Raw genomic sequence first — 22306 nt, forward strand, 5'->3', positions numbered from 1 at the left:
ATATAATAAAAAAGAGGAACAGGTCATTGTAAACAGAAGGTCAATTCCGGGCAAAATGTAATTGCTTAACGATGCACAAACTGGTACAATAAAGACAGCACACTCTTGAGTGATACGGGAGGTCATGATGCAGGAAAAATACGAAGAGATTTTAAATATCATTCGGCAATACGATAGGGTCGGCGTTTGCCTCTCGGGCGGCGCAGACAGCTCGCTTGTGGCAATTGCGGCTGTGGATGCGCTGGGCGCCAGCAACGTCATCGCCATTACTGCGGATACAGAATTTTTCACAGGCGAGGAGATGGAGATTTCCAGCGAGCTCTGCAAGCGGCTGGGCATCCGCCATCTGGCCCCCAAGACAGGGCTGCTCATGGATCAGAAAGTTTTGGAGAATACAGAGGAGCGCTGCTACTACTGCAAGAAAAACGTGCTGTCTGTCGTCAAAAACGCGGCAGAGCAGGCCAATTTGAAAGTTCTGCTGGATGGCAGCCTGATGAAGGAAGAGGGCGTGCAGTATGAAAAACTGTGCAGCAGCCCGGGCGGCAAGGCGCTGGCCGAGCTTGGCATCGTCTGCCCGCTGCGGCTCTGCGGCGTTACCAGAAGCCAGGTGCGCGATTTGCTCAAGTTCCGCGGCATGAACGATTTTATCCAGCCGGAAAACGCCTGCCTTGCGACGCGCATTGCCATCGGGGAGCCGATTACGATCAAAAAGCTTCGGTGGATCCGCGCGGCAGAAAACTACTTACGATCGCTTGGCTATGAGATGGTGCGCGTGCGGGTGCAGGAGAAAAATGCCCGCATCGAAGTGGCGCGCGAGCAGGTTCCCATGCTTCTGGAGAACAAAGAGGAAGTGCTGGAGGAGTTGAAGGCGATCGGGTTCCACGATGTGGAGATCGATGAGCAGGGGTATAAAAGAGTGCAAGCGCTCTAATATATTGAAAAACTTCTACCGGAGGCAACATGAGAGAAACTGTAATTGTTTTGGACTTTGGCGGCCAGTATAACCAGCTGATTGCCAGGCGCGTCCGCGAGCAGAACGTCTATTGCGAGCTGCTCCCATATCACGCGAGCTTTGAGCGCATTATGAGCTACAACCCCATCGGCATTATCCTGACGGGCGGGCCCAAAAATGTGTTTGCAGAGGATGCGCCAAAATGCGATAAGCGCGTCTTTGAAGCGGGCATCCCGGTTTTGGGCATTTGCTACGGCGCGCAGCTTTTTGCATATCTATACGGCGGCCAGGTTTCCCGGGCGCCTCAGGGCGAATACGGCAAGACAGAGATTTCCTACCAGGTGGACAACCCTATTTTGGCTGGGCTTCCGCAATCTGCCATCTGCTGGATGAGCCATATGAACTACGTCTCCAAAGCGCCGGAGGGGTATGAGATCTACGCCTCCACGGAAAGCTGCCCGGTTGCGGCATTTGGCAACGCGGAAAAGAATATTTACGGCGTGCAGTTCCATCCGGAAGTGAACCACACGCAGTTTGGCCAGCAGATTTTGAGAAACTTCCTATATGAAGTTTGCCACGCATCCGGCGATTGGACGATGCACTCCTTCGCAGAGAGGGCGGTTGAGGAAATTCGAGAGAAAGTAGGCGATGGCAAGGTTTTGCTGGCGCTTTCGGGCGGTGTGGATTCCTCAGTTGTGGCGGTTTTGCTGCACCGGGCGATCGGGAAAAACCTCACCTGCATTTTTGTGGATCACGGCCTCCTGCGCAAAAACGAGGGCGACGAGGTGGTTCAGATTTTCGGAAAAGAGTTCGATATCAACCTCAAGCGCGTGGATGCTGAGGAGCGCTTCCTCTCCAAACTGGCCGGGGTGAGCGAGCCGGAGAAAAAGCGCAAGATCATCGGCGAGGAGTTTATCCGCGTTTTTGAGGAGGAAGCAAAGAAAGTCGGCAAGGTCCAGTTTTTGGCGCAGGGCACCATCTACCCGGATGTCGTGGAAAGCGGCTCTGGGGATGCGGCGCTGATCAAGAGCCATCACAACGTCGGCGGGCTTCCGGATTATGTGGATTTTGAAGAGATCATCGAGCCATTGCGGGATCTGTTTAAGGATGAGGTCCGCGCGCTGGGCGAAGAGCTTGGGATTCCCAGCTATATGGTATGGCGGCAGCCCTTCCCGGGGCCGGGCTTGGCCATCCGCGTCATCGGGGAAATCACCAAAGAGAAGCTGGATTTGCTGCGGGATGCGGATTTCATCTTCCGGGATGAGATCGCAAAGGCGGGGCTGGACCGCGAGATCTGGCAGTATTTCGCCGTGCTGACCAGCATGAGAAGCGTGGGCGTGATGGGCGATGAGAGAACTTACGACTACACTTTGGCGCTGCGGGCAGTGAGCAGCGTGGATGCCATGACGGCGGATTGGTCCAAGATCCCCTATGATGTTTTGGAGAGGGCTTCCAGCCGCATCATCAATGAGGTCAAGCATATTAACCGCATCGTCTACGATATTACGAGCAAACCGCCGGCGACGATTGAATGGGAATAAATTTTAACGTGGAGGATAATGGGATGGGAAATAATGTGCGCCCCGCAGATATGCGGCGGATCAATACACAGGAACTGGCAGAGGCATTTATTGCAGAGCAGATTGAGGAAGTGCGCGCCCAGGTCGGGGATAAGAAAGTGCTGCTGGCGCTTTCGGGCGGCGTGGATTCTTCGGTGGTCGCAGCGCTGCTCATCAAGGCAATCGGGAGGCAGCTGGTATGCGTTCATGTGAACCATGGGCTCATGCGCAAAGGCGAAAGTGAAGAGGTCGTCGAGGTGTTCCAGAACCAGATGGATGCAAATCTGGTTTATGTAGATGCGACGGATCGGTTTTTGGATTTGCTGGTGGATGTGGACGAGCCGGAGCGCAAGCGCAAAATCATCGGCGGCGAGTTCATCAAAGTATTCGAGGAAGAGGCGCGCAAGCAGGAGGATATCACCTTCCTGGCTCAGGGCACGATTTACCCGGATATTCTGGAGAGCGATGGCGTGAAGGCACACCACAACGTGGGCGGCCTGCCCGAGGATCTGAAGTTTGAGCTGGTGGAGCCTGTGCGCCTGCTGTTTAAGGACGAGGTGCGCGTGGTGGGCAAGGCGCTTGGATTGCCGGAATCCATGGTAGAGCGGCAGCCCTTCCCGGGCCCGGGCCTTGGCGTGCGCTGCCTGGGCGCGATTACCAGAGACCGTCTGGCGGCCCTGCGGGAATCCGACGCGATTCTGCGCGAGGAGTTCGCCGCCGCGGATTTGGCCCAGCATATTTGGCAGTTCTTTACGGTGGTTCCGGATTTCCGCTCCACGGGCGTGCGGGACGGCAAGCGGGCCTTCGATTGGCCGGTGATCATCCGCGCGGTCAATACGGTGGACGCTATGACGGCGACGGTGCCAGAAATTCCCTGGGAAGTGTTGAAGAAAATTACTCAGCGGATTTTGAATGAAGTGCCCGGCGTATGCCGCGTGCTTTACGATCTGACGCCAAAGCCGGTGGGCACGATCGAGTGGGAGTAAAAGTCAAAGTTCCTCACAGTATCTATTCTATTTGAAAAACACTGATTTTATCGTGTTTATTCATATTCTCCGTATTATCCTCTTTTTAGGGTGATACCGTTTTGAAACAAAAAGTGAATAGTTCTAAGTGGCTTTTAAGAAACCTCTCAGTATTGCATAACGCAGTGCTGAGAGGTTTCTTTGTGTAGTTTGGTATAATAGTCAAATTCTATTAAAATTAAGGAGGCTATTATGGGTGCTTACAAAGACAAAAACGGGACATGGTTTGCTTCTGCTCGATATAAGAATTGGGCTGGGGAAACAAAAAGAAAGATGAAAAGGGGATTTCCTACAAAACGGGAGGCATTGGCTTGGGAACGAGAGTTTTATAGAAATATCAAGTTAAAGGTTGGTTTTCATCATCCCGAAAAGCAGAAATAGATGAAGTGAATCGTGTTATGACAGATTTTACGGTCTCATACGATGCCGTTCTACCTATAATCTCATATCATGACAATATATTTGTGTGCTATCCAATATTGCTAAGAAATTTTGATCCAACAAAAGAGGAGATGATGAACGATTTCTTAATTACTGCTATTCCATTTGCAGAATCTCCTTATGATTATTTGCTTTTATTGATGACAAACGATACTGGTGAAGTTATTCCGAATGCAATCAAGTTCCCCAAAAAGGTATTCCAATATCTCCACAATTCCATAAACTTAGGGATCGAAGAAGAAATGGATCCTTTAGCTTCTCCATATCCTATTGAGGTAACTCAAAAGATGTTGGAGTGCTTTGATGGGGATCACATACTTCAGGAACAACAACCAGCAAATACTTGGCTTAGTCGCATAGCTGATATCGGCGAAGAGTTGTGGATGTATTCAAAAAATCGTGAGTTTCTTGTGGGCGAAGAAGACAAGCAGTATCTTTCCAATAATCTCAATGAAATAAAAAACCGAATTGATGGAATGATAAAAGACATAGAAACAAATGCAAGTGCAAATATATTATCAGTGGTGAAAGAACTGTGCTCTGCTGTTTATCATGGTGATTCGTTTGATGATAAAAAATACAATAAATTGATATCCTATGTTCAAACAGCAATTTCCTGATTACATGTATGCAGCATTAAATTGCTCACACATATTTGTTACAATATAATTGTTCGTCAAGAAGCACGACTGCATACATCATCCATAATTAAATATCTGAGACCCGCCATCAAATCCAGTTGATAAATAAATCAGAGCAAAATATTATTGTTACAAATGAATTAGCAATAAGTCTTGGGTCGATGCGCAAACCACTAGCGATTATTCCATCGCCTATTTTGCAACACTTTCTGCAACACGAGTTATGATAAATAAAATAATACAGAGAAAGATGACCCTGAAAACGGCTGAAATGATAGGAAAATACACTGAAAATAGGGTGTGTGAGATAATTGTAAAAGAGTGGGAATAGAAAACTACGATAAAAGAACAGAATATGTGAAAAATCCCGGAAGAAATCACTTCTCCCGGGATTTTTTAGGCAAAAGGGCAATTTGCAAAAGACGGCAAGCAGCCGGGAAGGGGTTGAAAATTTTCGGAGATTTGGTATGCTAAAAGAAAAGAGCTTGCTATGTGTTTGCCCTTTTGGGCGGCGCTGGCGTAAGGATGAGGAGGAGCGGAGATGTTTCGGGAAATGCGGCGCAAAAAACAGGCGCTCTCGAGGGAAGAATGCGAATTGGTGCTGGAACGCGGGACTTCCGGCGTTTTGGCGGTGCTGGGGGAGGGAGGATACCCTTATGCTGTGCCGCTGAGCTATGTGTATGCAGATGGGAGAATCATCTTCCACTGCGCCAAACAGGGGCATAAGCTGGATGCGATCACCGAAAATGATAAAGTCTCCTTCTGCGTCGTCGATTTAGACGACATTCAGCCCGAAAGATACACGACTTATTTCCGCAGTGTTATCGCCTTTGGCCGGGCGCGTGTTTTGGAGGAAGAGGGAGAGAAACGCGCGGCGATGGAAGTGCTGGCGGAAAAGTATACGCCGGGCGACCCGGAAGGGCGAAAACAGGAGATTGAGAAGGAATACCGGGCGCTGTGCGTCGTCGCTGTCGAGATCGATCACCTCGGCGGCAAAGAAGCGATTGAACTGGTGAAGAAGAAAAAAGAGATGTGAAGAGCCAAGCTTGACTGCTGGAAAAGGCGCTTTGGGAAACCCCATGGCGCCTTTTCCATTTCAAAATGATAATAATGGGCTATTCTGCTTGCGGAATTGCAAAGGCGTTTGCCCAAAATCTCTTTTAAAACACTCTGTAAAATAGCTTTGGTTTCCAAAGCCAACTGCCTGAGCAATTTCGGCAATGCTCATGGAGCTCTGCCGCAGCAGAGCCAGGCTTTGGGTCAGACGGTAATGCTGCAAATATGCGAATAGACGCTGGCCAGTTGCCTTTTTAAAAAAGCGGCAGCATTCGCTTTCACTGAGGTGAATTTCACTTGCAATGTGATTTAGATGGATTGGTTCTGCGAAATGCAGCTGGATATAGGAAAGGATTTGCACGAGCCGTTCGTTGATTCCGGATATGGAAGCCTTGGGGTTTTCCTCTGGAAGAGCGAGGGTATCGGCGAAAAGCTGATAGAGCAAGGCATAGAGCAAAAGCTCATAGTTTTCCGGCAGCTGGCTGAGAAGAGATTCGATTTGCTCTAGGCGGGAGAGAATGCTTTGGTGGGCGGGAGAATCTGGATAGAGCACCTGCATGGAGGGCAAAGCTTTGGGCGAAAAGACAAACAAATATTTGGAGAATATGGGCACGTGGTCGAGAAAGGAGGCATCCAGATCGAGGCAAAAATAAGAGGCGTTTTGGCAGACGGGGGCAGAGGTATGAGCGACTTTGGAATGAATGAAGATGCCTTCGCCTTTGGAGAGGGTGATGGTTTGATCTGCGCAGCGAAAAACGACATTCCCACTCAGCACTCGGCAGTATTGCACTGCATTATGCCAATGCCAGCCAATTAGATCGTAGGTATCTGCGCTAAACGTATTTTGATAGGCGGCAATCGGAAGGCCGGGCGCGAAGGCTTGGGTGAGTTCTTCTTTTTCTTCTGTCAGGAGAAACTGTTTAAAAGTCATAATGGCCTCAATATTTTGATAAATTTGCACAATATTTCGGGATACAGGAATAATTATATCACAATATAATTGGATTATGAAGAAAGGAAGTGTAAAAATGAAAGGCAAGCTTTGGGGAATAATTTGCGCGCTTGCAGGCGGCGCTTTATGGGGCTTTTCCGGGACGATTGGGCAGTACCTGTTTTTGGAAAAACAGATGAATAGCCAATGGCTGACGATGGTTCGGATGCTGGTGGCGGGTGTGCTTTTGCTGCTGATGGTTGCAGTGCACGAGCCGGGTGCGCTGACGGCGGTATGGAGGCACCCACGGGATGCAGCGCGTCTGATTCTATTTGCTGTTTTGGGGCTGATGACCTGCCAATACACCTATATGACGGCCATCTCCTATTCCAATTCGGCCACGGCTACAGCGCTTCAATACCTGGGGCAGGCGCTGATTTTGCTCGTAACCTGCATCAGAATGCGGAAATTGCCGGATAGGCGCGAGAGCATGGCGTTGCTGCTGGCGCTGGCAGGCGTGTTCCTGCTGACCACACACGGAAGATTCGGCTCGCTGGTGCTCTCGCCTAGGGCGCTGCTTTGGGGAATGGGAGCGGCCGTCTCCTGCATGCTCTATACACTTCTGCCCGGGCGGCTGCTTTCCAGATATGGCAGCATGGCGATTACAGGATATGGAATGCTGATTGGCGGCGTCGCGTTGGGCGCTTTTACGGGGGCTTGGCGCATGAAAGTGGCGCTGGATGGCGGCGCGGTTCTGGGTGTTGCGGCTATCGCAGTTTTGGGGACAGCGGCCGCTTTTGCGCTGTATTTGCAGGGCGTGCAGAACCTTGGAGGTGTACGGGCCAGCTTGTTCGCGTGCACAGAGCCAGTCAGCGCAGCGGTAATCGCGTCGCTCTGGCTGGGCACGGAGATCGCCCTGATAGACTGGCTGGCCATCGGGCTGATTCTGGCTATGGCGATACTCATTGCACTGCCCAGCCGGAAGAGGCAGGGCGCCGAACGCTGAGAAAGGCGCGGAGCTCCTTGCGCGAAGCGGCAAACTGGGCTACAATATGTTTGGAAAACAGGAGAAAAAGGAGCGCATATGAACATTTCGATCGACGCATCGCTTAGGGAGGCCTGCCCGCAGGCGGCGCTGGGGATACTGCGGTATTGCGGGAAAGTGGAGAAAAGCACGGAGGCGTTTATCCGGCACTTCGAGCAGAGTATGGAGGCGCTTTGCGCAAAATACGAGACGGCGGATATCGCGAAAATGCCGCATGTTGCGTCTACGCGAAAGGCATATCAGGCGCTGGGCAAAGACCCGCATTCCTACCGCAACGCGGCCGAAGCCATGCTCCGCCGGATTCTAAAGGGCAAAGGGCTCTATTATATCAACAATGCGGTGGATATCAACAACCTGCTCTCGGTTACTTCGGGCTACTCTCTGGGCTCTTATGATGCGCAGAAACTGCAGGGAGAGGTTGTGTTCAAACGCGCGGCGGAGGGCAAGCACTATTTGGGGATTGGGAAAGATTCCTATAACGTAGAATACCTGCCGGCTCTGCACGACGCCGAGGGAGCTTTTGGCAACCCTTCCAGCGACAGCCAGAGAAGCATGCTGCTGCCCGGGCAGAGAGAAGTTTTGCTGGTCTGCTATTCCTTTGACGGCGCGGAGGAGTTGCCGGCCCTGCTGGATGCCGGGGAAAAGCTGCTGGCCGCATATTGCACGGGATATGAATGCCTGGAGCGCAGAATTTTGGAATAGCAGAAAAGAAAGAAGAGAGCAGGCGGAGAAATTTGCCTGCTTTTTTGATGCGGAAAATCCGCGCCTGCCTGCGGCACGGATTTTATCTTGATCTTTTGGCTATGCTCATATAAGATCAAAAAAGAATATTCTTGGGGGAAAAGATGAAATTCATTCGCCAAACCTGTATTATTTTGCTCGTCAGCTTTGCGGCAGAGGCACTGCACAGCCTGCTTCCGCTGCCCATTCCCGCCAGCATCTACGGGCTGGTTCTGATGTTTGCTCTGCTGGCAACCGGCGCCCTTCCTTTGGAGGCCGTCAGGCAGACGGGAGATTTTCTCGTGGAGATCATGCCGCTGATGTTCATTCCGGCGGCTGTGGGGCTGATGCAAGTCTGGAAAGAACTTGGCCAGATTTGGCTGGCTTTTCTGGCCATCACACTGCTGACGACGCTGGCCGTCATGGCGGCTTCGGGAAAGACGGCGGAGCTTGCACTGCGGCTGGAAGAGAGGAAGAGAAAATGAGCGCCTTTTTTACGGAATCCCTCTTTTTCGGGGTTGTGATCAGCATTTTGGGCTATGAGCTCGGCGGCTTCCTCAAGAGGAAGTGCAAGCTGGCAATCTTCAATCCGCTGCTTCTGGCGGTCGTCTTTGTGATGGCTGTTTTGACTGTTTTTCGCGTGGATTACGATGTGTATTATGAGGGGGCAAAGTACCTGAGCTATCTGCTCACGCCTGCCACAGTCTGTCTGGCCATCCCGCTTTACCAGCAGCTTAGTTTGCTGAAAAAGAACTGGAAAGCGATTTTGCTGGCGGCGCTGGCAGGGGCGGTGGCCAGCATGCTGAGCATCTATCTGCTCTCTCTGCTTTTTGGCCTGACGCATGAGCAATACGTTACGCTGCTGCCCAAATCCATCACGACGGCGATTGGCATCGGCATTTCGCAGGAGCTTGGCGGCATTGAGACGCTCACAGTCGCTTCGATTATCATCACGGGAATTTTTGGAAATATGATAGCAGAGGGAGCCTGCCGGCTGCTGCGCATTCGCCATCCTATCGCGAAGGGCTTATCCATCGGCTGTGCGGCGCACGCAATCGGAACGGCCAAAGCCATGGAGATGGGGGAGGTGGAAGGCGCCATGAGCAGCCTTGCCATTGTGATTTCCGGCATTCTTACTGTGGTTGGAGCCTCCTTCTTTGCCCAGCTGCTATAAAAAACTTAGGGAAGAGCATAAAAAAGAGCGCCATGCGCTCTTTTTTATGCCGGAAAGTCTGTCCAGCCGTCTGATTTTGCAGCAAAGACAGCGGCATGGGGTGAAGAGGCGGTGAAACGGTACATCTAATATCATTTAAATAGAGATGTGCAATAAAGTTCGGGATATTCCGAACTTTATTTATATTTTTTATAAAAAGGATATGCAATTTCGTTGACAGCGCCCAGCGGAATCTTTAAAATAATAAGTGCAGTTTGAAATAGCAGGCAAAAGGAGAGAGAAGATGAAAGTTGCAGTCGTCATGGGATCCAAAAGCGACATGAGCGTTGTGGGAAAAACGCTGGAGACGCTGGAAAAATTTGGGATTCCCTTTGAAGCGCGGGTGATTTCGGCGCATCGTTCGCCGGAAATTGCGGCGGAATTCGCAAAAACGGCAGAAGAGCGGGGCGTGGAAGTGATCATTGCGGCGGCAGGCAAGGCGGCGCATCTGGCCGGCGTCATGGCCGGGCACGCGGCGATTCCCGTCATCGGCCTTCCCATCAAGTCTTCCATGATGGATGGGCTGGATTCCCTGCTTTCGACGGTGCAGATGCCGGATGGCATTCCGGTAGCGACAGTGGCCGTGAACGGTGCGGCAAATGCGGCGATTTTAGCGGCGCAGATTCTGGCAGTAAAATATGAGGGCATCAGAAAAGCCCTTAGGGATTATAAATTTGAAATGCAGCAGAAGGTCATCCAGGCGGATGAGCAGCTGCAAGCGGAGGCAGCAAAATGAAAAAAACGAACCAGATGTATGAAGGCAAGGCGAAGAAGGTTTTTGAGACGGACAACCCCGATTATGTCATCGTCGATTACAAGGATGATGCCACGGCGTTTAACGGCCTGAAGAAGGGGACCATCGTCGGCAAGGGCGTCGTCAATAACAAAGTCTCCAATCATATGTTCCAGATGCTGGAGAAAGAGGGCATCAAGACGCACTATGTGGAGGAGATTTCGGATCGCGAGACCATCGTCAAAAGAGTGGAGATCGTTCCGCTGGAAGTGATCGTCAGAAATATTGCCGCCGGCAGCCTTTCCAAGCGCCTTGGGCTCCCGGAGGGAACCAAGATGAAGGCAACTGTCCTGGAGTTTTCCTATAAAAACGACGAGCTGGGCGACCCGATGATCAACGATTACCACATCGCGGCCATGGGGCTGGCGACGGAGGAGGAGCTGAATACCATCAAGGAATATGCCCTCAAAGTCAACGAGATCATGGGCAAATACCTGAAGGAATTCGGCATTGAGCTCATCGACTTCAAGCTGGAATTCGGCCGTTTCCATGGAGAGATCGTGCTGGCAGACGAGATTTCCCCGGATACCTGCCGCTTCTGGGACAGCAAGACGGGCGCCAAGCTGGATAAAGACCGCTTCCGCCAGGATCTGGGCGGCGTAGAAGAGGCATACCAGGAGATTCTGCACCGTCTGATGGGTGCGTAATTCATGCAGAATATGAAGAAAAACGAGAGATACGAGAGAATCAAGCCAATGGACGACGCCATGCACGAAGAGTGCGGCGTCTTTGGCATCTATATGGCAGATGGCAAGTTCGACCCGGCCGAGGCATGCTATATCGGCCTGTTTTCCCTGCAGCACCGCGGGCAGGAGAGCGCAGGCATTGCCGTCTCGGATGGCAAGGGGTTCCGCTGCCATAAGGATATGGGGCTTTGCTCGGAAGTGTTCAAAGGCGGGCTGGATGCGCTGGCCGGCGGCAAGCTGGGCATCGGGCATGTGCGCTACTCTACAACCGGCGACAGCCAGGTTCTGAACGCGCAGCCCATCGTCATGAGCTACCGCGGCGGGCAGATGGCCATGGCGCACAACGGCAACCTCATCAATACACAGATCATCCGCGCAAAGCTGGAGGACGAGGGCGCGATTTTCCAGACGACCATCGATACAGAAGTGATGGCCTATCTGATCGCCCGCAGCAAGACGGATGACATCGTGCAGGCCATCAAAAACATGATGCGCATTGTCAGAGGCTCGTATGCGCTGGTGATCGCGACGCAGCACTCCCTCATCGCCGTGCGCGATCCACAGGGGATTCGCCCGCTGGCAGTGGGCAAGCTGGAGGATAACTTCGTCATCGCATCTGAATCCTGCGCGTTCGACGCTATCGATGCGGAATTTATTCGGGATGTGCGCCCAGGGGAGATTATTGTCATTGATGAAGATGGCTTCCATTCCCACCAGACGAATTTTGCAGATGATACGGCGCTTTGCATTTTTGAATATGTCTATTTTGCCCGGCCGGATTCGGATATCGATGGCATCAGCGTCTACCGCGCCCGGGAGAACATGGGCCGCCGCCTGGCGCACGCCTGCCCGGTCAAGGCGGATCTCGTGGCGGATGTGCCGGATTCGGCGACGCCTGCCGCGGCTGGCTATGCAGAGGAATCCGGCATCCCCTATAAAAAAGCGCTGGCCAAGAACCGCTATGTCGGCCGGACGTTCATTCAGCCCAGCCAGTCGCTGCGGGAGCGGGGCGTCAAGCTCAAGCTGAACGCACTCAAGAAGAATGTCTATGGCAAAAAGCTGGTCCTCATCGACGATTCCATCGTCCGCGGGACGACCAGCCGCAAGATCGTCGAGATGCTGCGGCTGGCAGGCGCAAGAGAAGTGCATATGCTCATCAGCTCGCCGCCTGTGGCATTCCCGTGCTTCTTTGGCATCGATACCCCCTCGCATGATCAGCTGATTGGATCCACCAAAACAGTCGAGGATATCCGCAAGCTGATTGGCGCGGATTCCCTCTACTATCTGACCAAAGAGGATTTGCTCAAAACCGTCGAAGGCGCGGGCTGCAACTTCTGCACAGGCTGCTTCGACGGGCACTACCCGATGGATATTATTCGCTGCTGCGAGGAGACGAAAAAGCTGGATCTTGCAAAAATGCTGAGCCAGGATGAGACGAAAGAGGAAGAAAAAGATGAGTGAAAATAAGAAGAAGATCACATATGCGGATGCGGGCGTGGATGTTCATAGAGGATATGAGGCGGTGCGGCTGATGAAGGAATATGCCAACAGAACCTTCGATGGCAACGTCCTGACGGGGCTGGGCAGCTTTGGCAGCATGTATGCGCTGGGAGACGATGTTCTCATCGCCGGGACGGACGGCGTGGGCACCAAGCTCAAGGCCGCCTTTGTGATGGATAAGCACGACACCGTCGGCATCGACTGCGTGGCTATGTGCGTCAACGATATCGTCTGCCATGCGGCAAAACCGCTGTTCTTCCTGGATTATATCGCCACGGGCGAGCTGAAGCCGGAAATTGCGGCGCAGATCGTCAAAGGTATCTCGGAAGGATGCCTGCAGGCCGGCTGCGCGCTGGTGGGCGGAGAGACGGCGGAAATGCCGGATTTCTACGCCAAAGGCGAATACGATATTGCCGGGTTCACGACTGGCATCGTCAGCAAAGAAAAGCTCATCACGGGAGAGAAGATCGCTCCCGGGCAGGCGCTCATCGGCCTAAACAGCAGCGGCATCCATTCCAACGGCTTCTCGCTGGTGCGCAGGGTGTTCCCCATGGAGCGGGCGGCGCTGGATCAGTATGTGGAAGGCCTGGGGCATACGCTGGGCGAAGAACTGCTGATTCCCACCAAGATTTACGTCAAAACTGTGCTGGATGTAACCAGCAAATACGATATTAAGGGCATCGCCCATATCACGGGCGGTGGCTTCTATGAAAAGCTGGCCCGCATCTTCCCGGCAGGTGTCTGCGCCTATGTCGATTCCAAATCCTATGAGCTTCCGGAAATTTTCCGTATGCTGGTAGCAGGAACTGGCCTGGAGCCCAGAGAATCTTATAATACGTTCAATATGGGCATCGGTATGGTGTTCGTCGTGGATGCGGACAAGGCGGATGAGATTACCACCTATATCAACGCCAACACAGACGACCACGCGCAGATCATCGGCGAAGTCAAGGCAGGCGAGCAGGGCGGGGTGGTTGTCCTGTGAAGCGGCTGGCTGTGATGGTCTCAGGCGGCGGGACGGATCTGCAATCCGTCATCGACGGCGTGCAGAGCGGGAAGATCCCGGGGGAGATCGCTGTGGTCATTTCCAGCAAACCTGGGGTTTATGCGCTGGAGCGCGCCAAAAAGGCGGGAATCCCCGGCGTTGTCATCTGCAAAAAAGACTATGCAGATGAGCAGGCGTTTTTCGATGCAAACCTCGGCGCTCTGCGGGAATATGGCGCAGAGGGCGTGGTTTTGGCGGGGTATCTCAGCATCCTGGGCAAGCAGATGATCGAGGCGTATCCCGAAAAAATCATCAATATCCATCCATCGCTCATCCCTTCCTTTTGCGGCAAGGGGTATTATGGGCTGCGGGTGCATCAGGCAGTGCTGGATTACGGGGCAAAAGTCTCCGGGGCGACGGTGCACTTTGTAGACGAGGGCGCAGATACCGGTCCCATCATCTTGCAGCGGGCAGTCTCCGTCTTGCCGGAGGATACGGCAGAGAGCCTGCAGCAGCGCATTTTAGAGGTTGAGCATGAAATTCTGCCCGAGGCCGTGGCGCTGTTTTGCGCGGATCGGCTGCTGGTGCAGGGAAGAAAAGTAACAATCCGATAGGGTTGAATTTGTTTGAATAAGGAGAAACAAGATGGCAAGAGCTTTTTTGAGCGTCTCGGATAAGACCGGGATTGTCGATTTTGCAAAAGGGTTGGTCGAACTGGGCTTTGAAGTGCTTTCGACGGGCGGAACCAAGCGCGCGCTTTCCGAGGCGGGCATCCCGGTAACGGGGGTTTCCGAGATTACCGGCTTCCCGGAGTGCCTGGACGGCCGGGTAAAAACGCTGCATCCGAAAATTCACGCGGGCATTTTGGCGATGCGTTCCAACCCCGAACACATGGAGCAGCTCAAAAAGCTGGAGATTGAGCCGATTGACGTCGTCGCGGTCAACCTCTATCCCTTTAAGCAGACCATCTCCAAAGAGAACTGCACGCTGGAAGACGCCATCGAAAATATCGATATTGGCGGCCCCTCCATGCTGCGCGCGGCGGCCAAAAACTGGCAGGATGTCGCGGTCATCACAGATGCGGCAGATTACGGCAAGGTTTTGGACGAGCTCAAAGCCGGCGGCATTTCCAGGGAGACCAAGTTCTATCTCTCGGCCAAAGTTTTCGAGACAACTGCCGCCTATGATGCGCTGATCTCCTCCTATCTGAGAAAGATCACGGGCAACGATCTGCCTGAGAAATTCACGGTTACCTATGAAAAGGCGCAGGAGATGCGCTATGGGGAAAACCCGCATCAGCGCGCTGCTTTCTATAAGACTCCGCTTCCCGTGGAAGGGAGTCTGGCGATTGCCGAGCAGCTCAACGGCAAGGAGCTTTCCTACAACAACATCAACGACGCCAATGCGGCGCTGGCGCAGCTGCGGGAGTTCGATGGCATTGCGGCCGTCGGCCTCAAGCACGCAAACCCCTGCGGCGTTGCCCAGGCAGATTCGGTTTACGAGGCTTATACTAAGGCTTATCAGGCAGACCCGACTTCGATTTTCGGCGGCATCGTCGCGGTGAACGAGACGGTAGATGCGAAGACGGCGGAGGAGATGGCGAAAATCTTCCTGGAGATCATCATCGCCCCGGATTACACAGAGGAAGCGCTGGAGATTCTCTGCAAGAAGAAGAACCTGCGCGTGCTCAGGCTGCCCTCCATCCGCAGAAACGGCGAGGAGAAGCTGGAAGTGAAGAGCGTTCTCGGCGGCCTTTTGGTGCAGGAGACGGATAACGCACTGCTGGACGGCGAGCTCAAAGTCGTCACCAAGCGCGCTCCCACGGAAAAAGAGATGGCAGACCTGCTCTTCACCTGGAAGATCGTCAAGCATATTAAGTCCAACGGCATTGCCATCGGCAAGGATAACTGCTCGCTGGGCATTGGGCCGGGGCAGGTGAACCGCATTTGGGCGACGGTTTCCGCGCTGGAGCGCAGCGGCGAGGCAGTGAAAGGTGCTGTTCTGGCTTCGGATGCCTTCTTCCCCTTCTCGGACTGTGTGGAAGAGGCGGCAAAAGCCGGGATTACGGCTATTATCCAGCCGGGCGGCTCCATCCGGGATCAGGAATCCATCGATTTGGCGGATGAAAAGGGCATTGCCATGGTCTTTACGGGAATGCGCCATTTCAAACACTAAGCGAAACTGGCAGAGGCGGAGCGCGGCAGTATGCCGGGCTCCCTTGCTGCTTTTCGGGCTCTTTTGACGCGCCTCGGGCCAGGGCCAGTCGGCGTCAAACAGGAGAAGGAGAAATTAGCAGATGAAAATATTGGTAGTCGGCGGCGGCGGAAGAGAGCATACCATTCTGTGGAAGCTCGCCCAAAGCCCCAAAAAGCCGGAACTATACTGCGCGCCAGGCAACGGCGGCATTTCCCAGATCGCAACCTGCGTAGACATCGCGGCGACGGATATTGAAAATATGGTGGCCTTTGCCAAGCGGGAGAAGATGGATCTGGTTGTGGTTGCGCCGGATGATCCGCTGGCCATGGGCATGGTGGATGCGCTGGAAGCAGAGGGCATCCGGGCGTTCGGCCCAAGGAAAAACGCGGCCATCATCGAGGCCAGCAAGGCGTTTTCCAAAGAACTGATGAAGAAATATCACATCCCCACGGCAGAGTATGAGACCTTTTCGGATGCGGAGCAGGCGCTGGAATATGTAAAAACGGCGAAAATCCCTCTGGTTGTCAAGGCGGATGGCCTGGCGCTGGGCAAAGGCGTGCTCATCTGCAAAACCCGGCAGGAGGCCGAGCAGGCAGTGCGGCAGGTGATGCTGGAGAAAGCCTTTGGCACGGCGGGCAACACCGTCGTCATCGAGGAGTTTTTGGAGGGGCCGGAAGTTTCCGTGCTGACTTTTACAGATTCGCATACCATTCTGCCCATGGCCAGCGCCCAGGATCACAAAAGAGCCCGGGATAACGACGAAGGGCTGAACACAGGCGGCATGGGAACTTTTTCACCCACGCCCAAATATACCCCAGAGATTCAGCAGCAGGTGGAGCGGGAGATCATCCGCCCAACGGTGGATGCTCTTAACGCGGAAGGCCGGCCGTTCAAGGGCGTGATTTTCTTCGGGCTGATGCTGACAAAAGATGGCCCCAAGCTTTTGGAGTATAACGCCCGCTTTGGCGACCCCGAGGCGCAGAGCGTGCTGTTCCGGATGAAAAACGATCTGCTGGAGATTTTCGAGGCCGTGATAGAAGAGCGGCTCTCCGAGGTTACGCTGGAGTTTGAGCAGGGCGCGGCAGTTTGCGTTGTGATGGCCTCTGGCGGGTATCCCGAGCATTATGAGAAGGGCAAGGAGATCAGCGGCCTGGAGGAAGTTTCGGATGGCGTCGTCGTGTTCCATGCCGGGACAAAGCTGGAAAACGGTAAATTCTATACCTCCGGCGGCCGCGTTTTGGGCGTGGTCGCGAAGGGGGCCGACATGCAGGCGGCGCGGAAAATCGCCTATGAAAATGTGGAAAAAATCCACTTTGAAGGCGCGCAGTACCGCAAAGATATTGGCATTAAAAAATAGGGAGAACAAAAGGGGCGCTGGGATGGTGCGGCGCTCCTTTTCCTTTGATGGAGAGGTGAGTGAAGATGAAATTGCCTTCGGAATATGTTTTAGACTATCAGGTTTGCACTTACGACGTGGGCCAGGGCAGCCTGCTCAAGCTTTCCAATCTGCTGCGGCTCCAGCAGGAGGCGGGCGAGCGGCACTTGGCGCAGGGCGATTTAGCCTTTGCACATCTGGCAAAGATGGGGATGGCTTTTTTGGTCGTCCGGGCAAATTTGAAAATAGAGCGCCTGCCCAAAGCCGGGGAGCGCATTCAAATCCGCACGTGGCACCGGGGCGAACAGCGCGCCGCCTTTTTCCGGTGCTTTCAGATTTTGGGCGAGCAGGGGGAGGAGCTGGTCAACAGCGTAACGGCCTATGCCCTGGTGGATCCCGAGAGCAAAAAACTGCTGCGGCCAAAAGTCTTTTTGCAGCTGGGCATCGAGGCGCAGGAGGAAATGCAAAGCTCCTGCCCGGATCCTGTGCGCCTGCAGCTGCCCGAACAGATGGAATATGCAGGCGGCTGGAACGTGCGTCCTTCGGATACGGATTGGAACTGCCATCTGAACAATGCCGCCTATCTGGATATTCTGTGGGATTTCCTGCCAGGGGGCACCTCGGCAGAGGAGCTTGGCCTCATCTCGGTCTGCTTTCTTTCCCAGGCGCTGGTCGGGGATGAGATTTCGGTATACCGCGAAGAGCGGGAGGCAGAGCTGCTCTTTCGGGGCGTGCACGAGCGGGGCACCTGTTTTGAGGCGAAGATTGCGCTGAAATGATAAAAGGCCCGCGGGATACGCGGACTTTTTGGCGGGAAGGGCCTACGCTTCCAGCAGCGTAATCCTGCGCCCATCCACGGATAGCACGTTTTCGCGCTTGAGCCGGCTCATTTCCCGCGTCATCGCGCTGCGGTCGGCGCAGATATAATCGGCCAGGGCGCTCATGGAAAAGGGGAGGCGGAAGCTCGGGCTGCCCTGCTGATGGGCGCAGAGCGAAAAATAGTGCAGCAGTTTTTCCCGGATGGAGCGGCAGCTTAAAACTTCCACCCTTTGGCTTAGCAGCAGCGCCTTTTGGGAGAGCAGCATCAGCATATTCTGCACGAGAATACTGTGATGCGGGCAGGCTTTGGGGCAGCGCTTGATGATATGCTCGTAATCGATATACAGCACCTGGCAGCTTTGGGTGCAGACGACGCAGATATTCTCCTGCTCGGCGCCGGAAAAGGCGAGCATTTCCCCAAAAATACTGCCCTCTTCCAGCTGTTCGAGCACAGTTTTGCCGCCGTCTGCATCCAGGCGCAGGATATCCGCGCGGCCGCTCTGCAAAATGCCGACGCTGCGGCTTCTGTCGTCAAAAGTACGGATGAGCGCGCCGGAGGAATAGGATTGCTCATATGTCTCAAAACAGTGCAGCATCGCGGCATATTCAGCCTCGGAGATGCCCATAAATAAAGTTGACCTAGGAATCGACATAAAAATACTCCAGTTATGTTGCAAGTGCAACAGAATTTTCCTTAAAGATATGGTATCTTAAATATAAGGAAAAGTAAAGAGACAGTATCTTGGAATATGATTGGAGGGATTGGATATGATAGATATCACTGTAACTGGCGGAACGCTGGAGCAGCAGGAAATTGACGCATATGTGCGGCATGTGCAGGAGAAAATCCCCGGCCATGCACTCAAGGCGCTGAATATCGCTGTGGATGGCGAGGAAGTGGAACTGCGTTATACTTATGAGCATAAGCCAATTGAGCGCATCCGCAGAATTACCGGATACCTGGTTGGCACGATGGACCGCTGGAACGACGCCAAAACGGCAGAGGAGCGGGATAGAGTTCAACACAGCCTTTAAAGAAACCATAGAAAAGGAGAAACAAGAATGAAAAAATACGTTTGCACCATTTGCGGCTATGTTTACGACGAGGCAAAGGGAGACCCGGATAACGGAATCGCGCCGGGCACCAAGTGGGAAGACGTTGCAGAAGATTTTGTCTGCCCGCTGTGCGGCGCAGATAAAGACGTTTTCGAGGAAGAATAAAGAATAAAAAAGGAGCAGCCGCTCCTTTTTTTGCGAGAAAGGAACTAGCTATGGCAGCGATAAAAATAACCGAAAATCTCTATTCCGTCGGCATTCTGAATCCGAATATGCGCATCTTCGACGTCGTCATGCGCACGGAGTATGGGACAACCTATAACTCCTATCTTCTCCGGGGAGAGCAGAAAACCGCGCTGATCGAAACTTGCCACAAAACCTATTTCGAGCAGTATCTTGGCAATATCCGCGAGGTTATGGATACGGAGCAGATCGACTATATCATCTTAAACCACTGCGAGCCGGATCACAGCGGCGCTTTGGCCGAGCTTCTGAGTCTCTGCCCCAATGCAGAGATTCTCGTCAGCCGCGCAGGTGCGATCTACCTGAAGAATATCACCAACCGAGAGGATCTCAAAATTCGCTTTGTCAAAGACGGTGAGAGCATCGATTTGGGCGGGCGGCAGCTTCGCTTTATCAGCGCGCCCTTCCTGCATTGGCCGGATTCTATGTTCACCTGGGATGAGCAGGATAAGACGCTGTTCTCCTGCGATATGTTTGGCTCTCACTACTGCGAGCCGCACACGTTTGATTACAACATCGTCTACCCGGGGCAGTATCAGCAGGCGCTGAAGGGGTATTACGACGCTATTTTCGGGCCCTTTAAGCCATATGTGCTGGCGGGAATAGATAAGATTGCAGATCTTCCCATCGAGCGTATCTGCACGAGCCATGGCCCGGTGCTTAGCCGCGGCTGCCTGATGGAGCAGGTTATGGAGCAATACCGCGCCTGGAGCCAGCCGGCCGAAAAAGCACAGAAGAGCATCCCGGTCTTCTATTGCTCGGCCTATGGCAACACGGGCAGAATCGCTCAGGCCATCGCCCAGGGCATCAAGCAGGCGCTGCCAGAGGCAAACTGCCCGGTTTACGACGTCAACGATCACGATATGGGCTTCCTACAGGGCGAGCTGAACGCTTCGGATGCCTTCGCCGTGGGCTCGCCGACCATCAACCAGGATGCCGTCGCGCCGGTTTGGAACCTGCTGTCGCATGTGGATGCCATCAACAATAAAAAGCGCCCGGCGCTGGTGTTTGGCTCCTATGGATGGAGCGGCGAGGCAGTCCCCAACCTGACGGCCCGGCTGGCAGGGTTGAAATCGAGTGTGTTTGGCGAGGGCTTTAAAGTAACCTTCGTGCCTTCCGATGAGGATCTGTGCAAGGCAAAGGAACTGGGCAAAGCCTTTGCGGAGAGTCTGTAGGCTGAAAAAAGGCAAAAAAAGAGAGGGAATGCGCCCTCTCTTTTTCTATGCCCGCTATTGCTCTGCCGGGAAATGCAGGGATTCCAGGATAAAATCGCCCACAGGCTGCCACTCATCCTGCAAATCGACCGTGCAGTTAAACGTGATGAGCATGAGCTTGCCGTCGTCAGAAAAGGCCAGAAAGTGGTTATAAATATCCGTATCCACGGCGGCGGAGCGGAAGGAGATCTGGCCGATTTGCCGCCCGGATTTCTCGGTTACGCCCGAGCTGAGCACTTCCATATTCTCCAGTTCCTGCTCCATGTATTTGATATACTGCGCAATTTCATCATCCGACATGTTGTTTTCCGTGATGTTCAGGGCGACGTTGATGGTCGTCTGCTCATTGGTGAAAACATGCGTCGGCGCATTGCCGGAAGGGTATTTGACGGCGATGAGGGATTCGTCCATAGGCGCAAAGGATTTGGGAAGTTTTAGGAAGAAGCGGCCGTCCGCAAAACTGAACAGCTCCATCTCGACGGTCTCTCCGCTTTTGGTAGCAGCCTGCATATTGGCCAGCTCATCCAGCTCCTGCTGCTGTTTCTGCAAGTCCTGATTTAGCATGTGGTCGATGATAAAATACCCGCCCACCGCAAGGCACACTAGGGCGATGCCAAGGATGAGAAAAAGTTTTTTGCGTTTCATTTTGCTTTCCTTTCCATTTTAAACTGAAAAGAGCCGGGGTAGAAGATAGCCCCAGCCCTTTTTATGCGCGGTTACGCGTTTCTTCTGATATACTCTTCCGCAATCTGCACGGCGTTGGTCGCGGCGCCTTTGCGGATATTGTCTGCGACAACCCAGAGATTCAGGCCGTTTTCCACGGAATCGTCTCTTCTGACCCGGCCGACGTAGACTTCGTCGTGATCCTCGCAGTCGATGGCCATGGGGTATTTGAGGTTTGCAGGGTCGTCTGCCATGATGATGCCCTTGCCTGCGGCCAGAACACTCTTCAGCTCATCCAGATCGTATGCACTGCCCAGTTCGACGTTGATGCTCTCGCTGTGCCCATAGTAGACGGGAACGCGGACGGTGGTCGCCGTGATGCGCAGGCTGTCGTCGCCCAGGATTTTGCGCGTCTCGTTGACCATCTTCATCTCCTCTTTGGTGTAGCCGTTTTCCAGGAATACGTCGATATGGGGGATGCAGTTGCCAAAGATCGGGTAGGGGAATTTTTTTGGTGCTTCGCCGTTGATTCCGTTTTTCAGATCTTCAAAGCCGCCCAGCCCAGCGCCCGAAACCGCCTGATAGGTGGAGTAGACGATGCGCCGGATGCCGTATTTGTCGTAAAGCGGCTTGAGGGCGACGACCGCCTGAATCGTCGAGCAGTTGGGGTTGGCGATGATGCCGTGATGCTTGTCGATATCATCCGGGTTGACTTCGGGAACGACCAGCGGGACATCCGGATCCATTCTCCACTGGCTGCTGTTGTCGATGACGACTGCGCTAAGCTCGGCAAAGAGGGGAGCAAACGTCTTGCTCGTGCCGGCACCGGCGGAGAACAGCGCAATATCGATATCTTTGCCTTTGATGCTATCCGGCGTCAGCTCGATAATCTCGTATTCTTTTCCCATGAACGTAACCTTTTTGCCGGCGCTTTTGGCCGAAGCAAAGAGATAGTAGTTCTCGACGGGCAGGTTGCGCTCTTCCAGCACTTGCAGGAATTTTCTGCCGACCATGCCTGTCGCGCCAACAACAGCGACGTTATACTTTTTCATTTCATTCCTCCATATATGCTAAACATAAATTAAAGACCATTTTTAAGGTATCATAGCATTTTTTGGGGTATGGCGCAAGCAAAAACGGGCAAAATGACTGGGATAACCCCGCAAAAATTGTGTTTTTGAACGCCGCAGGAA

The 22306-nt window shown here is 53.3% G+C and carries 24 protein-coding genes and 1 pseudogene; 21 read left to right on the top strand and 4 right to left on the bottom strand.

What is annotated here, in order from left to right:
* The first annotated feature begins 127 nt into the window (after positions 1–127).
* The 6 genes and pseudogenes from larE to AALG83_00365 all read left to right on the top strand — a co-directional run bounded on the left by larE (position 128) and on the right by AALG83_00365 (position 5654).
* Entirely contained in the window at positions 128–931 is an 804-nt protein-coding gene (gene larE / locus AALG83_00340) for an ATP-dependent sacrificial sulfur transferase LarE (protein ID MEY8381616.1), read from the top strand.
* 29 nt (positions 932–960) lie between these two features.
* Positions 961–2493, top strand: coding sequence for a glutamine-hydrolyzing GMP synthase (gene guaA / locus AALG83_00345; GenBank protein ID MEY8381617.1), 1533 nt, complete (start codon positions 961–963; stop codon positions 2491–2493).
* A 23-nt stretch (positions 2494–2516) separates the two neighbouring features.
* Positions 2517–3497 (top strand): glutamine-hydrolyzing GMP synthase, encoded by a 981-nt coding sequence (guaA, locus tag AALG83_00350; protein MEY8381618.1) that lies wholly within the window; start codon positions 2517–2519, stop codon positions 3495–3497.
* A 231-nt stretch (positions 3498–3728) separates the two neighbouring features.
* A pseudogene (locus tag AALG83_00355) lies at positions 3729–3863 on the top strand (Arm DNA-binding domain-containing protein).
* A gap of 71 nt (positions 3864–3934) precedes the next feature.
* Positions 3935–4597 carry a hypothetical protein gene (locus AALG83_00360; protein ID MEY8381619.1) on the top strand — a complete coding sequence of 221 codons (663 nt, stop codon included), beginning with the start codon at positions 3935–3937 and terminating at the stop codon, positions 4595–4597.
* A 562-nt stretch (positions 4598–5159) separates the two neighbouring features.
* Positions 5160–5654, top strand: a complete 495-nt coding sequence (locus AALG83_00365; GenBank protein MEY8381620.1) for a pyridoxamine 5'-phosphate oxidase family protein — start codon at positions 5160–5162, stop codon at positions 5652–5654.
* 60 nt (positions 5655–5714) lie between these two features.
* On the opposite strand, the gene AALG83_00370 is transcribed toward AALG83_00365, so the two are convergent.
* A complete protein-coding gene (locus AALG83_00370; GenBank protein MEY8381621.1) occupies positions 5715–6635 on the bottom strand; it encodes an AraC family transcriptional regulator in 921 nt (306 codons plus the stop codon).
* A gap of 67 nt (positions 6636–6702) precedes the next feature.
* On the opposite strand from AALG83_00370, the gene AALG83_00375 reads away from it, so the two are divergent.
* From AALG83_00375 to AALG83_00430, 12 genes are all read left to right on the top strand, one after another.
* A complete protein-coding gene (locus AALG83_00375; GenBank protein MEY8381622.1) occupies positions 6703–7611 on the top strand; it encodes a DMT family transporter in 909 nt (302 codons plus the stop codon).
* Between the two features lie 78 nt (positions 7612–7689).
* Positions 7690–8352 carry a phenylalanine--tRNA ligase beta subunit-related protein gene (locus AALG83_00380; GenBank protein MEY8381623.1) on the top strand — a complete coding sequence of 221 codons (663 nt, stop codon included), beginning with the start codon at positions 7690–7692 and terminating at the stop codon, positions 8350–8352.
* Positions 8353–8495: 143 nt separating this feature from the next.
* On the top strand, positions 8496–8855 hold the full coding sequence (locus AALG83_00385; GenBank protein ID MEY8381624.1) for a CidA/LrgA family protein: 360 nt from the start codon (positions 8496–8498) through the stop codon (positions 8853–8855).
* On the top strand, positions 8852–9544 hold the full coding sequence (locus AALG83_00390; protein ID MEY8381625.1) for an LrgB family protein: 693 nt from the start codon (positions 8852–8854) through the stop codon (positions 9542–9544). Before AALG83_00385 ends, AALG83_00390 begins: the two co-directional genes overlap by 4 nt.
* Positions 9545–9827: 283 nt before the next feature.
* Positions 9828–10319, top strand: coding sequence for a 5-(carboxyamino)imidazole ribonucleotide mutase (gene purE / locus AALG83_00395; GenBank protein ID MEY8381626.1), 492 nt, complete (start codon positions 9828–9830; stop codon positions 10317–10319).
* The gene (purC, locus tag AALG83_00400; protein MEY8381627.1) at positions 10316–11023 is read left to right on the top strand and encodes a phosphoribosylaminoimidazolesuccinocarboxamide synthase; all 708 of its coding nucleotides are present in this window, start codon (positions 10316–10318) and stop codon (positions 11021–11023) included. The genes purE and purC overlap by 4 nt, the downstream gene beginning before the upstream one ends.
* Positions 11024–11035: 12 nt before the next feature.
* Positions 11036–12523 carry an amidophosphoribosyltransferase gene (gene purF, locus AALG83_00405; GenBank protein ID MEY8381628.1) on the top strand — a complete coding sequence of 496 codons (1488 nt, stop codon included), beginning with the start codon at positions 11036–11038 and terminating at the stop codon, positions 12521–12523.
* Complete coding sequence (gene purM / locus AALG83_00410) at positions 12516–13547, top strand: phosphoribosylformylglycinamidine cyclo-ligase (protein ID MEY8381629.1); 1032 nt, start codon at positions 12516–12518, stop codon at positions 13545–13547. The genes purF and purM overlap by 8 nt, the downstream gene beginning before the upstream one ends.
* Complete coding sequence (gene purN / locus AALG83_00415) at positions 13544–14161, top strand: phosphoribosylglycinamide formyltransferase (protein ID MEY8381630.1); 618 nt, start codon at positions 13544–13546, stop codon at positions 14159–14161. Before purM ends, purN begins: the two co-directional genes overlap by 4 nt.
* Positions 14162–14192: 31 nt before the next feature.
* The gene (purH, locus tag AALG83_00420) at positions 14193–15722 is read left to right on the top strand and encodes a bifunctional phosphoribosylaminoimidazolecarboxamide formyltransferase/IMP cyclohydrolase (protein ID MEY8381631.1); all 1530 of its coding nucleotides are present in this window, start codon (positions 14193–14195) and stop codon (positions 15720–15722) included.
* A gap of 121 nt (positions 15723–15843) precedes the next feature.
* Positions 15844–17100, top strand: a complete 1257-nt coding sequence (purD, locus tag AALG83_00425) for a phosphoribosylamine--glycine ligase (protein MEY8381632.1) — start codon at positions 15844–15846, stop codon at positions 17098–17100.
* Between the two features lie 65 nt (positions 17101–17165).
* Positions 17166–17897 carry an acyl-ACP thioesterase domain-containing protein gene (locus AALG83_00430; protein ID MEY8381633.1) on the top strand — a complete coding sequence of 244 codons (732 nt, stop codon included), beginning with the start codon at positions 17166–17168 and terminating at the stop codon, positions 17895–17897.
* 42 nt (positions 17898–17939) lie between these two features.
* Here the strand turns inward: AALG83_00430 and AALG83_00435 are convergent, their stop codons facing one another.
* The gene (locus AALG83_00435) at positions 17940–18590 is read right to left on the bottom strand and encodes a Crp/Fnr family transcriptional regulator (protein ID MEY8381634.1); all 651 of its coding nucleotides are present in this window, start codon (positions 18588–18590) and stop codon (positions 17940–17942) included.
* A 115-nt stretch (positions 18591–18705) separates the two neighbouring features.
* Here AALG83_00435 and nrdD point away from each other — a divergent pair, with 115 nt between their 5' ends.
* The 3 genes from nrdD to AALG83_00450 are packed head-to-tail and all read left to right on the top strand — an operon-like array spanning position 18706 to position 20411.
* The gene (nrdD, locus tag AALG83_00440) at positions 18706–18972 is read left to right on the top strand and encodes an anaerobic ribonucleoside-triphosphate reductase (protein MEY8381635.1); all 267 of its coding nucleotides are present in this window, start codon (positions 18706–18708) and stop codon (positions 18970–18972) included.
* A gap of 27 nt (positions 18973–18999) precedes the next feature.
* Complete coding sequence (gene rd / locus AALG83_00445) at positions 19000–19158, top strand: rubredoxin (GenBank protein MEY8381636.1); 159 nt, start codon at positions 19000–19002, stop codon at positions 19156–19158.
* Between the two features lie 50 nt (positions 19159–19208).
* On the top strand, positions 19209–20411 hold the full coding sequence (locus AALG83_00450; protein ID MEY8381637.1) for an FprA family A-type flavoprotein: 1203 nt from the start codon (positions 19209–19211) through the stop codon (positions 20409–20411).
* Between the two features lie 54 nt (positions 20412–20465).
* Here AALG83_00450 and AALG83_00455 read toward each other — a convergent pair whose 3' ends face one another.
* Positions 20466–21095, bottom strand: a complete 630-nt coding sequence (locus tag AALG83_00455; GenBank protein ID MEY8381638.1) for a hypothetical protein — start codon at positions 21093–21095, stop codon at positions 20466–20468.
* Positions 21096–21166: 71 nt separating this feature from the next.
* Positions 21167–22165, bottom strand: a complete 999-nt coding sequence (locus AALG83_00460) for an aspartate-semialdehyde dehydrogenase (GenBank protein ID MEY8381639.1) — start codon at positions 22163–22165, stop codon at positions 21167–21169.
* Between the last annotated feature and the right edge of the window lie 141 nt (positions 22166–22306).

This window comes from Christensenellaceae bacterium 44-20, from assembly GCA_041223705.1.
Lineage (GTDB): Bacteria > Bacillota > Clostridia > Christensenellales > Christensenellaceae > QANA01.